The 12,732-nt window shown below is 45.4% G+C and carries 9 protein-coding genes; 5 read left to right on the forward strand and 4 right to left on the reverse strand.

What is annotated here, in order from left to right:
• Positions 1 to 117: 117 nt before the first annotated feature.
• On the reverse strand, positions 118 to 1,845 hold the full coding sequence (locus RF007C_RS15055; protein ID WP_037301281.1) for a leucine-rich repeat protein: 1,728 nt from the start codon (positions 1,843 to 1,845) through the stop codon (positions 118 to 120).
• Between the two features lie 828 nt (positions 1,846 to 2,673).
• On the opposite strand from RF007C_RS15055, the gene RF007C_RS15060 reads away from it, so the two are divergent.
• On the forward strand, positions 2,674 to 3,795 hold the full coding sequence (locus tag RF007C_RS15060; RefSeq protein ID WP_037301284.1) for a DUF5131 family protein: 1,122 nt from the start codon (positions 2,674 to 2,676) through the stop codon (positions 3,793 to 3,795).
• Positions 3,796 to 3,865: 70 nt separating this feature from the next.
• Here the strand turns inward: RF007C_RS15060 and RF007C_RS15065 are convergent, their stop codons facing one another.
• A complete protein-coding gene (locus RF007C_RS15065; RefSeq protein ID WP_037301287.1) occupies positions 3,866 to 5,014 on the reverse strand; it encodes a glycerate kinase family protein in 1,149 nt (382 codons plus the stop codon).
• Positions 5,015 to 5,124: 110 nt separating this feature from the next.
• On the opposite strand from RF007C_RS15065, the gene crcB reads away from it, so the two are divergent.
• From crcB to RF007C_RS15085, 4 genes are all read left to right on the forward strand, one after another.
• Positions 5,125 to 5,499, forward strand: a complete 375-nt coding sequence (gene crcB / locus RF007C_RS15070; protein ID WP_037301291.1) for a fluoride efflux transporter CrcB — start codon at positions 5,125 to 5,127, stop codon at positions 5,497 to 5,499.
• A gap of 15 nt (positions 5,500 to 5,514) precedes the next feature.
• Complete coding sequence (locus RF007C_RS15075; RefSeq protein ID WP_037301293.1) at positions 5,515 to 5,952, forward strand: YaiI/YqxD family protein; 438 nt, start codon at positions 5,515 to 5,517, stop codon at positions 5,950 to 5,952.
• The gene (locus tag RF007C_RS15080) at positions 5,949 to 7,169 is read left to right on the forward strand and encodes a YqiA/YcfP family alpha/beta fold hydrolase (protein ID WP_037301296.1); all 1,221 of its coding nucleotides are present in this window, start codon (positions 5,949 to 5,951) and stop codon (positions 7,167 to 7,169) included. The genes RF007C_RS15075 and RF007C_RS15080 overlap by 4 nt, the downstream gene beginning before the upstream one ends.
• A gap of 216 nt (positions 7,170 to 7,385) precedes the next feature.
• Positions 7,386 to 10,445: a M4 family metallopeptidase gene (locus RF007C_RS15085; RefSeq protein WP_037301298.1), complete on the forward strand. Its 3,060-nt coding sequence runs from the start codon at positions 7,386 to 7,388 to the stop codon at positions 10,443 to 10,445.
• Positions 10,446 to 10,558: 113 nt separating this feature from the next.
• Here RF007C_RS15085 and RF007C_RS15090 read toward each other — a convergent pair whose 3' ends face one another.
• Both RF007C_RS15090 and RF007C_RS15095 read right to left on the reverse strand, forming a co-directional pair.
• Complete coding sequence (locus RF007C_RS15090; RefSeq protein WP_037301301.1) at positions 10,559 to 11,605, reverse strand: hypothetical protein; 1,047 nt, start codon at positions 11,603 to 11,605, stop codon at positions 10,559 to 10,561.
• 491 nt (positions 11,606 to 12,096) lie between these two features.
• Positions 12,097 to 12,729 carry a pseudouridine synthase gene (locus RF007C_RS15095; RefSeq protein ID WP_051456712.1) on the reverse strand — a complete coding sequence of 211 codons (633 nt, stop codon included), beginning with the start codon at positions 12,727 to 12,729 and terminating at the stop codon, positions 12,097 to 12,099.
• Positions 12,730 to 12,732 lie beyond the last annotated feature (3 nt).

A 12,732-nucleotide genomic window follows, 5' to 3' on the forward strand; every position in this document is an offset into this window, starting at 1 on the left:
GAAGTAAATATATCCCGCAATAATAAAAAGAACAGCTGCCTGAGCGGCAGCTGTTCTGCTTTTATCGATATGCAGGGCAAAGAGCACTGCATTATACTGTTTTTATCGGAGAACCGATTACTGGGGAGGATTCAGGAAACCTTGATAGATCCCCTTCTGGCTGATGTACTGATCGCGGAGATAAACCTTGAAAAGCTTACCGTACATTTTAACCTGACCGTCTGTCCAGTAATTAAGATCCTTGCTTCCGAACTTGAGTACCTGGTAATTGCTTGCAGGTGAAGCAGCATTGTTAGGATTATTTACATAAAGAGTTGTGGAGTTTGTCTTGTTGTTGCCGAAGATGCTTCCCTTAGCTGAAGTACCGATGTTGATGCTGGGAGTGAAGGGAAGGTCGATGTATCTGAGCTTATCGCAGCCTTCAAATGCATTGTCGCCGATTGTAGTGAGATTCTTTGCCTTGCGGAGGTCAATGAATGTGAGTGACTTACAATTATAGAAAGCATAATTATCGATTGTTTCGAGCTGTGAATTAGAACCGCCGAAATAGAAAGATCTCAGAGCGCCGCCGTCAAATGCGTAGGAGTGGATCTTCTTTACAGTATCCGGGATAGTGAATGTCTGGATCTTTGTGTTAGCAGTGCAGGTACGGTATCCGCCGCCGTTTCCGCGTGCTTCGTAACCGATCTCTGTTACGTCATACCATGTCTTGTCGCTGGGGCAGTAAACTCTGGATGAAACAGTAAGATTTGTTACTTCTGAATCAAGTGTACCGATCCATGAAACACCGCCGATGTCGTTCTTTACATAGTAAGAACCGTCATTGAAGAGGAAGCCGTTGATGTGGTTGCATGACTTCCAGCGGCAGGTAACGTTCTCGTTTGATCTTATGATTCTGAGGTTGTTTCTGCCGTAGCGGATCTCATTATAGTCGTCTGTATTTACGTAACCGTCGCCGTTTACATCATAGAAAGATAAAGGAGCCCAGTTGGATCTTGCTGTACGGCCGTCCTGCATAACAGTGCTCTCGAAGATACCTGCATCGCCGCTGTCGAGCATACCGTTCATGTTGAGGTCACCTGAAATAGCGGGACGCTCGAAGAATACGCCGTGTTCTCTAAGGTAAGTCTTTGTAACTGTTATACGGCTGTTTGCATTGCCCTTGTATAAGATTGCCTTCTGCATTACGCCGTTCTTGTCGGGGTACTGAACATCAAAAGCGTCAACGCTCTGATAGTATCTTGTCTGATCCCACTTGATCTTGCAGTCCTCGAGATCGCCGTTACAGTCTGCGAAAGTGATGTTTTCACCTGAAATACCTGTGATGAAGATGCTGTGAGGCTGAGCCTTCGAACCTGCGCTTGTCTTAACAGAGAAGCTGAGACGAACGTTGTCGCCTACTTTAGGCTCGTAATTTGAGTTGATAGTGCCGTGGATGAACTGTGTTGTTCCCCAGATGTCCTGTGCAAGCTTGCTTGCAAATCCGTAGCACTGACCAACTGTTCCGCTGTCGGTCAGAGACCAGTCTGATAAGCGGGCAGGTGGTGTGTAAGTCTTTGAACACTGGCAGGCACCCTTTACCTTTTCGGGTGTGTGGTTGCAGGGAGTATACGAATATGTGTTTTCATCGTATGAGCTCTTTCCCTTGTGATTCCAGTATGCTCCGTTCGGGAACTTAGCCTTTTCTGCGTTGATACGTGACTGCCAGTTGCTCAGAACAGTTTCGTACATAAGAACGTCATTGGCTGCGTTTGTGTCGATCTTGGTAGAAAGACCTGTAGCTGCTGCGCCAGCGATGATTGCAACTGACAGCATAGCTGATGTGAAATGCTTGATGAGTTTCATGTAATATCCTCCTGAATAATAAAATTGTGCTGCTCTTTAACAGCTTTTTTATTATACAGTGTATATATGCAAATGTCAATATAAGTAAAAAGCTGCAAGGAGGAGCTGGGGCGACAATATTTCAAGCCGTCGGGATTATGAAGCAGGGCGCTTATTTTATCATATATAGGACAAAACCGCACTTGCGGAACGGGAAGAAAGGTATCTTTTTCTAAGTTAAAACATAATACTTTAATATGTGAAAAATTAATAGTAATTCACTTAAAACAGACATTGAAATTAAGCATAAAGCATCTTCGGACAAACTTGGATTTGAAGGTATATCGCAAAAATGAGAAGAAAAATGCATTGCTTATCTTTTATGTGTTAACGCAGTGCAACACAAAAGAAAAAAATTTTTTCTGAATTTTTTTTGGAGATAAAAACGCCGTTTTTTCATGAAGAAGGCAGGAATGCCTCGAAATACAGCCAAAATCCGCGGTTTGTAAGGAGCGTTTTTGGGGTTGGTGAGTGTATAATTGTTAACTCGGGTTAACAAAATTAGGGCTTGACGGCAGAGATAATAGAGTATATAATAGTATTAGTTTATAAGTGCTCCCTTAGGAGTACTTTATATCAGTCTTTTTCATAAACATGGGATATTAAATACAATTTGCAATTATTTCAGCTTTAATCAAAACATTTGCCAAAAGAAGTCTAAAAAACATATGAACTGTCGTTTATGATGATAGGGGAAAGACAGATAAAAGACATTCCGTATCGGTCGTTTGCATAAGCGGCTCTCGAAACAGAAGAGAAAAAGAATAAATACTGAGGGGCAAGTTGATTATGCTGAAAATTGAAAATTATTACACAAACGCACCATCTGCGGGCATTATTACGATGCTCGAGAAGCCTGAGGTCGTTAACAGGCTTCTTAACACTCTTATTTGCAACTTCGCTGGTTTTGACTTTATGAAGCTTAAGATTGATATGCACCCCGTCAGAGAGGAGCTTGAGGAGTTCCGTAATCTGAACCAGGTCTTTCTGGATCAGATACAGAAGGTACACGCTTTCTATGACGGAAATCAGCTCGCACTTAAGCGTATACTTAAAGACATCAACTATGATACGCACCTTAATACAAAAGTTTATTCTCCCGTGGTGGGATGTCCCGTCGGCTGTACTTATTGCTTTACCAAAAGGGTGGTAAATCATTTTGAGATCACCGATGACTTCAGAAGATCTGTCTTCCGCGGTTTTTACAAGATCGAGAAGGACGAGGACGGCAACGATGTTCCCGAGCTTTTTAACATTGAAAGCGAGAACCCTATCGACTGGTTCCTGACTTATATGTCTGACTACGGATGCTGGAAGCCCGAGTGGCAGGAAAATGTTCTTCAGCAGATCATTGCAGCAAACGCTCTCAAGCGCAGAAAAGGCAGATGTGTTGACACATTCCAGCTGGTAACAAAGCGTCCGAAGGGTATTCACCTCGAAAATATCCCTGTCTGTACCGATCTGCGTAATGTAGTTATTTCATGTACAGTAGACAGGAATGATTGTACCGAGCGTATCCTTGAGCTTGTTGAGAAGGCAGGAAAGCACCGTATCACCGGCTGCGTGGTTTATCAGCCTGTGCTTGAGCATATTGATCCTGTGAACCTTGATAAGCTTTTAGAGACATTCGGAAAGGATTACTGCTGGGTTATCATTGGCGGTGAGGTCGGCGATAACGCTGCTCCTCTTAAGTTTGAGTGGATCAAGGATATCGTTGATAAGTGTGTTGAACTTGGTATTCCCCTCAAAATGCAGCCTGACATCAGGATGTTGGTTGCAGCCAACGGTTATGAGTTCATGGAGCATGAGCCCAAGCCTATAAAGGAATCAAGGGATGTCAGACGAAGAAATCAGGACATCAAGCCGATCAACGTATCTGTAAGTGATGAAAGCAAAAAGAATGCACTCTGATGTGCAGTGATACATAAGTATTGAAAAAGCCCCTTCTTCAGAAGGGGCTTATCTGTTTCCATAGGGGAAATCAGATGAAAGTCTTTGAAAACATTCTGATGGTCCTGAATACCTGTTCAGCAGTATCTGCAATGGCAGAGCGGGCGTTTTCAGCGTCCATAGCCTCTTCAAGAGTGCATACACTGCGCAGTACAGGGAAGAATGCGTCGATACCCTTTTCGTTGCAGAGCCTTGCTCCGTGGCGGACAGCACCGCTGAAGGCTATAACCGGCTTTCCGTGCGCCTTTGCAAGGGCTGCGATACCTATGGGAGCCTTTCCCATGGCGGTCTGATCGTCGAGACAGCCTTCGCCCGTGATAACTATGTCAGCGCCTTTTACAGCCTCTTCCAGTCCCGTCCGTTTTATTATAAGGTCTGCTCCCTGACAGATCTGTGCATTCAGATAGTACATCAGCGCAAATCCGAGACCGCCTGCCGCGCCGGCTCCCGCAGTATCGGGAGAAGCAGAGGGATTGAAGCCTGCGGTGAGCTCGGCGTAACTGCGCATACTTACGTCCATCGGATCGATAATTGCTTCGCTTGCACCCTTTTGCGGAGCAAATATCCTGCTGCATCCGTTTTCACCGCAGAGTGGGTTTCTGACATCACAGGCAACATAAAAACGGCAGTATTCAAGTTCGGGTATCACATTTTCGTCTGTGATGCGGACAAGCTGCGAAAGGCCTTGCGCGCCGTATCCCACCTGTTTCCCGTCCTTGTCAAGCATACCGAAGCCGAGAGCCTGTAAACAGCCGATACCTCCGTCGTTGGTAGCGCTGCCGCCGATACCTATGATGAAATTGCGGCAGCCACGCTTTACGGCGTCAAGTATAAGTTCTCCCGTACCGTAGGTGGTTGCGTGCATGACATCACGTTCCGAAGCAGAAAGCAGCGGTAGTCCCGAGGCTGCCGACATTTCGATCACCGCGGTATTGTCGGGGAGTATGCCGTATACAGCTTTGATACGTCTGCCCAGCGGATCGCTGACTTCGGCTTCCGCCAAACATCCCTCAAGCCCCGATACAAGGGCTTCAACAGTGCCTTCACCGCCGTCGGCAACGGGCTTTATGACTGTTTCTGCGTCGGGAAATACACGTTTTATGCCATCTGCTGTGGCCTTGCCTGCCTCCATGGAGGAAAGGCTGCCTTTGAATGAATCTATTGCGATAACTGCTTTCATTTTGTTCCTCCGAATAGTAGTTTGTATCTATTATAACATTTTTTTGATGTATTGTAAAATGCCTCTGAGGTGTGTTATAATGAGGATAATATATTGGATGAGGTGATATTATGACAGATTGTCTGGCAGTTGCGGCAGGCGGTGCAATAGGCGCGGTATGCAGGTTCCTGATAAGCAGACTTCCCATAGGCAGCGATGACGGTTTTCCGCTAAAAACGTTTATAGTGAATATAACAGGCTGCTTTCTTATTGGACTTGCAGCTGCACTGGCGTTAAAGCATTTTTCGTCTTCTCCGAAGCTGGTGCTATTCCTGAAAGTCGGTATCTGCGGCGGATTTACGACCTTTTCGTCCTTTGCCCTTGAAACGGGCGGCCTTATGGAGAAGGGCGCCTGGCTTACAGCTGCTGCATATGTCATACTGAGCGTAACAGTCGGCATAGCGGCTTTGTTTGCAGCGCAGTTCCTTGCTGAAAGATTTTTCTGAATACAGGTGATGCATATGAGGATTTTTATAGATGCCGACGGCTGTCCCGTAGTTGATATTGCGGTCAGGACGGCAAAAAAGTACGGTCTGGACTGTACCATAATCTGCGATACGGCTCATTCCATACAGCGTGAGTACGCAGATACCATTATCGTTGACAAGGGTGCGGACAGTGCGGATTTCCGCCTTGTTAACCTTGTGTGTGCGGGAGATATTGCCATAACACAGGATTACGGACTGGCGGCCATGTGCCTCAGCAGGCGTGCGGCAGTTCTGAATCAGGACGGCAGGCAGTATACGGAGGAGAATATTTCGGGACTCCTCGAATTCCGTGCTGTATCGGCTAAGATACGCCGCGGCGGAGGACGTACAAAGGGGCTCCCAAAGCGGACTGCCCGGCAGGATAAGGACTTTGAAAGCGCACTTATAAAGCTTATAGGGGGAGAAAAATGAAAATACTGAATCTTCACGGCTTCATGGGTGAGGCCGATAACAAGAATTACAAGGCTCTCTGCGGGATATTGCCTGAGGGAAATATTATCTCGCCCAAGCTGGATTATATGGGTACTGCTCCCGATGACCTCCTTGAGAAGCTGACGGCTATGGTGAGCTCCGATGATTTCATCTTCGTAGGACAGAGTCTGGGAGGCTGGTTTGCGGATAAGCTCAGCCGCCGTTTCAGACGTCCCTGTATACTTACAAATCCCTGTAATTATCCTCACAGGCTGGAGCTTATAATCTCCTCGGGTATATCCGCGGACTATGTTGAACAGTACCGTTGTATGTCCTCTGCTGACAGGAATGAGCGTGCATATACTCTCTGCAGTGAATCGGATACGATATTGCCTGATAATTATGCAGACTGCGTGAAGCTCTCGCGTGTCGTCAGGAGAGTTAACGGCAGCCACAGCACTATTGAAAATGTGGGAGAGCATATTTCATATATGCTTCATGAGATACGGAATGACAGTCTGCTCACGTTTCTTGGCAGGGGCGCGGCTTTTGCCGACGCTCATAACTCGGCATTCTTCACTGAGGGTAACGAACTGGTGCTCATTGACTGTCCCGGTACTTCATACCACAAGGTCAAGAAGATGAACTGGCAGCAGTACGATAATATCTACATCCTTATAACCCATACCCATGGCGATCACAGCGGCGGTACGGGAACTATGCTGCAATATGTATGGTTTGCAAGCTGTATGAAAAAGAAGGTGACAATAGTTGCGCCGTCGGAGGAGGTCAGGGATGACATTCTGCTGCTGCTCATGAGAATAGAGGGCTGCGAGAAGGAGTGGTTCGATATAATCACTGCCGATGAACTGAAGAAGAAATGGTTCATTGCCGCAGTACCCACCACTCATGTAAAGCCACTTGAGGGAAGGTGCTTCGGATATCACCTGAATATACACGGAAATAACACGATCTATACAGGGGATACCGCTACCTTGGCACCCTTCATACCGCTTCTGGAAAGCGGTTCATTCCTGTATACCGAAGCAGCTTATTATAAAAGCGGAGTCCACCTTTACCTGAAGGATATGCTGACAGAGCTGACGGCTCTTGCGGAGAGCGGAGTCCATGTATATCTCATGCACCTTGACGATGAGGAGGAAATACGTAAAATGACAGAGGGTACCCCCCTCAGGCTCGCCCCTCTGGACCAGTAAGCAGAGGCATGACCTGATCGATGGTATATTATGGATGAACAGTGACAAAAGGCATTTATATCGTGACAATTGTCATTGAAGAAATGACAGATATCTCTTGTTTTGACAGCTTCTTTTATGATAGAATAAGAACATAGCAAAGGCTAAAGTTTAAAATGTTCAGGCGCCGGACATTTTTCATTTTAATATCATTTATAAAAAAGGAGTTGTATTAATATGGATAAGATGTCAAAGTATATTATTGAAAACGGTAAAAAGGGTGAGGAGCGCCTTGTTCTGAAAAATGAAAAGGGCGTTCAGATCGCAGCAGGCAAGCTTTTGTCAGCGGATAAGTTTACCCGCAGAAGTCTCAGGAACATTTCAAAGGATGCTGCCGATGCGGACATAGAGCTTCAGCTCAAGGAAGGCTTTGAAGTCAAGGAAGGCACAAAATTCGAGGTGTTCAAAGAAAAGGACGACAAGCTGAACTTCAGATTGAGAGAAAGCGGCGGAAATGTGCTTATTGAAGGCAATTCCTACGATAATATCACAGACTGTCTTGAGGCTGTGAACGAGGCAAGAGAGTCGCTGAGAGATATGTCGTATTCTGCCGAACTGACAGCAATACATAAGATGCCTGCCTTTACAAAGAAGAAGGCTGTTCCGAAATTTGCTTCCATGGCTGAGGAGATCAAGCAGGCAGAGAACCGCAGCAAGGACACCGGCTTCTCTGTGATCATGAGCGAAAAGGAGCGTCCCTCATTTATTATGGGACGTATCTCCGATGAAAAGATCACCTCTGCCAAAAAGGCTATCAGCGCACTTAACTGCTTGCATCATACTATGGGCTTTGAAAATGCAGAGCAGGAATTCTCTGAGGACGACGTTGAGATCAGACAGGATATCAGCGGTACTACCTTCTATCGTATGAAGCAGTACCACAAGGGCATACCTGTTTTTGCCCATACCCTTGTAGTATCAACTGATGCTGAAGGCAATGCAGAGTCCCTCAGCGGTCAGTATCTGAATATCTCCTGTGATGACACCGTGAAGATCACCGAAGATGAGGCAAAGGCCATTGCCGAAAGAAAGTACGGAGAGATCATCAGCTCAGAGGGACTTATCTATTACGTGGACGATGATGATAATACTTCTCTCAGCTGGTGTATCAATACAGAAGAGACAAAGGTCTATGTAAGTGCCGTGAATGGAACTATTTTAAGAACAATGCCTAATCTCTTCACTATTGACATCAATACCAACAGACATATCACAACACTGCTCAATGAAAGAGACGATATAAGCATACTTAATAAAGACGGCGGTTCTCCTTTCAGCCTTTACGACGGAGAAAGGAAGATCGAGATCTATGACGACCATAATAATACAAGAACCGAGACCGCAGTTGAAGCCACATCCGAAGGAAGCACTGTGCTTTCAGATTCTCAGGCAGTTACCGCTTATAACAATATCAAGAAGGTATATGATTATTACCGCGGAGTACTTGGACATAAAGGTGCTGACGGAAAGGGCAAAAAGATACGTATTGTTATGAATTATCATGAATATACAAATAGACCCAATGCCTGCTTTGCTTCCGGTGAAAAGAGGTTTACCAAGATATGTCTTGCTACAAGAGGCGGTTATGAAAGAAGCCTTGATGTAATAGGCCATGAGTTTACTCATGCGGTAGATAATGCAATATGGGCTCCTGTATATGAGAATCAGTCAGGTGCTCTTGACGAAGCATATGCTGATATAATGGGTGAATTTGTTCAGGATGACACTCTTGATACTCATGGTGAAAATAAAACTCTCCGTTCTCCCCGCAAGTTTGACAACGGAAAAACCATGAAAGATTATAAAAGCCTTGGCGATAAAGAAAAGCCGGGTCTTGCAAACGATCAGGGATATGTGCATGATAATTGTCAGATCATGACACATACGGCATATCTTATCCAGAAAAAATGGCTTACTGTAAACAGACGCAACAGATATGACCTTTCTGCACTGTTCTTTAAGTCAATGCAGTATTTAGGCCAGAGGAGCAATTTCAGTGACTGCTTCTATGCTCTGGTAAGAGCAGCCCTGACAATGAAGGTTGATGTAAAGTATTCTTATGAGAGACAGAAAAATATCGGAGCTATTGCCGATGCTTTCCTTGAAACAGGTATTTTCCCGAATATTACTTCTTATACCAGTGCACATAAAAATATCAAGGTAAAAGGAAGGGTGACAGATTCGAATGACGGATATGCTGTTCCCGGTGTAACGGTAAGTGCATATCTGGCAAGCGGCGGCAAGTGTACATGGTCAACGGTAACGAACTCTAACGGTGAATATGAGATATCGCTTCGTGAAAATGAGAATTGTATCATTAAATTCTCAAGATGCGACGGATATATGGGTGAGATCAAAACAGGCAAGATCACATCTAAGAACTGCGGTCCATGGAATTTCGTGTCGAAAATAAGCAATTATATCACCAAATCGTCATTCAGGATATGCGGTCATGTAATGAACCCCGATACAGGTCGTACAGTGGCAGGTGCCACAGTAAAGATCGTAAAGGGCAAGCATACCGATAGTCAGGTAATGACAATGAAGCCCGAGGTAGAGCTCAAAACAGACGCCAACGGATATTTCTGCACATACGCTCTGCCGAAGGGAGAGTATGATGTCTGGGCATATTCTGAGATAAGTCATTCCGAGTATTGCCGGACGAGTATAGCCCATGTCAACAACAGCACTGATCCCGAGTATATCCTTAATCTGACCAAAAAGAAGCGCTACTATGTTACAGGTTTCTGTATCCAGGCAGCAAATACACAGAGCGGTGCCAAGGACCTTGTCGGCGCAGGCAAGACTCTGATAGATGTAGATCTTAACAAGGGAGCAGGAGGCGACTGGATCTATATGAGCTACTGTGTCGGTAATAGTGTAAATCCCATAACCAATCTTCTTATCTATGAGAGCAATAAGAAGGAGACCTGGAAGACAAAGACCATCACTCACAATGGTATAAAGGCTGTATACAGCCGTCTGGACATTGATCTTAACAAGGGAGCAGGCGGAAAATACATTTACATCTGCTCAACACGCGATAAGCAGTTCCGTCCGCTGACAAAGCTTGATGTTGTCGTCCGCGGCAGCGGTGTGGTACGTGCGCCTTACTGGTCGGGAGTCCGCAGCGTAAAGGCATCTGATAAGTCGGTAGACTCGTATTCGGACCTCAATGCAGGCGTAAGGGGCAGCAGCGACATCTATCTCATGCAGACAAGAAAGGAGATAATGTAAAAGCATAAATTGTACGGCGTATGATAGGATATGCGGCATGAGAACTGCCGCATAATAAAAAAGGGCTGTTGAGATGATCCTCTCAACAGCTCTTTCGTTTGTATTATGTATTATCAGAGTATAGCCCAGCCTGCGCCGCTCTTGAACTTTCCGTACTTAACGCCGTTTACCATCTGCTCTTGAACGATGGTGAATACGCTGCCCTCTGAAAGTGTTGTTTTTACTTCGCTTGAGCCTGCTGCCGTATAAAGCTTTGTACCCTTTTCAAAACGTTTTGTGTAGTTTGTTGCAACAGGTCCCCAGTTGAGGTTCTCACTCAATATAGCCCAGCCTGCACCGCTCTTGAACTTGCCGTACTTAACGCCGTTTACAGTCTGCTCTTCAACGATAGTATACACGTTTGCAGATGTAAGAGTTGTTGTTACCTGGCTTGAACCGGGAGCTGCGTAGAGCTTTGTGCCGCTCTCAAATCTCTTGGTATAAGGGCAGTTCTGGTTTTCGTTTCCTGACGGTTTGTTTGAAAGAAGAGCATACCAGTCTACATTTGTAGTTCCTGACTGGAGTTTGGATGCCGATACCCAGCCGTCAGCAGCCAGACCTCTGCCTGAGGTTACAGCGCTGTCGATAACATGATACTGGCCGTTTCTGTAGCCTGTTATAGCTATAAAGTGTCCGTAGACGTGAACTACAGCAACTCCACCGCTGCTAAGGTGATTGATAAATCTTGAGTCTGTGACCTTGCCTGAGTACATTCCATCCATGGTAAACTTGTATGCGTCACCGTAAGCTGCCTGAACATGGCTGAAGAAAATATCTCTGTATGTACCGCCTGCACCGGGTCTGTAGCCTCCGTCATTTACGCCCCATGTTGCAACTGCCTTTGCGTCTGCATAAGTATAGTTAAGTGCATAGATGGCATTGCAGAAAGCGAATACGCCGCAGGCTGATACCTTCATATTATTCTGAGAGGGATCTGTTGAATACTTTGTAAAATGAACATTAGCCCACTGAGAATCCCACTGATTGTAGAGCCTTCCGTTTTCATATGCAGCAGATGCGCATATAGGTGTTATTGTGCTGAGATTTGATGATACGGGTGCAGCCATTCCTGCGAAACAGAGTGATACAGCCATGAGAGCTGCGATTGACTTCTTAAACATAATTTTTTCCTCCTGAATTTTAACATTTTGATTTTAATGATTTTTTATTAAGGGTTATTATAATTCCTGACGTCAGATTGCTTCGTTTTTTCCTTACAAGTATACTTTACATCAAAGAGCGTCTTTCTTCAATCAAACGGGAGTAAGGAGGAGATTTTTTGGAGTAAACGGGGGATTCGGGGGAAAAAAGAGATAATAACAGCCTGAAATGGCTTAGTATAGGGGAATATGGCAGCCACACACATGAAAGATCAAGGGATAAGAGCAATTATTTCACCGTATATTGACCAAAAAGGGCTAATAGCTCTGTAATTAAAGTGAAAAGGGCGTATTCTTTATTATAAAAGGGATCGCTGGGGTCATGACGAACTTGTTGCCTCAGATAGCCGGGAGTTCTGCAATTCCGACAATGTTACCTATCTGAAATAACGGATCACATTGTCTATAGACTGAAAAAGAAAAGGATCAGCGGAAAACGCTGATCCTTTAATTTATTTCGCATCTGTGTTCTGCACAGATCGGTTCTTTTCATCATTTATGAGAAGTTCAAGCTCTTTTTCTGTAAGCGGACGGTATTCTCCTGCTTCAAGGGAGGAGTCCAGGGAGAGTCCTCCTATACTGTCGCGTCGCAGGTAGAATATCCTGCAGTGGACAGCTTCAAGCAGCCTTTTTACTTCATGCTTCTTGCCCTCGTGTATTGTAAGGATTCCCGCAAAGGCGGGACCGTCCGGATTTTTCATATATTTTTCACGGCGCTTTGCGGGCATGAAGGCTTCCAGCTCTGCTGTGCGGTATTCCTTTATCAGTCGGAATTCCGCAGAACGGGCGGTAAAGCCCGCAAGCTCCATGCCACATTCCAGTCTGTGCTGCTTTTCTGCGTCCATAGCTCCCAGCGCGTAGAAAAAATAGGACTTGCTGATATGTCTGTCAGGCTGCATTATCCTGAAATCGAGATCCCCGTCATCAGTGAGTATGAGCAGTCCGCAGGTGTCCATATCCAGCCGCCCGACAGGATGAAGTCTTTCTGCAAGTTCTTTTGGAAAATAGTCCATAACTGTCCTGTGGACTGCATCTGTGCGGGCGGTGACGCAGCCCTGGGGCTTATTGAACATATAATACAGCATTTT

Origin of the sequence: Ruminococcus flavefaciens 007c (genome assembly GCF_000571935.1) — a bacterium.
Taxonomy (GTDB): domain Bacteria; phylum Bacillota; class Clostridia; order Oscillospirales; family Ruminococcaceae; genus Ruminococcus; species Ruminococcus flavefaciens_F.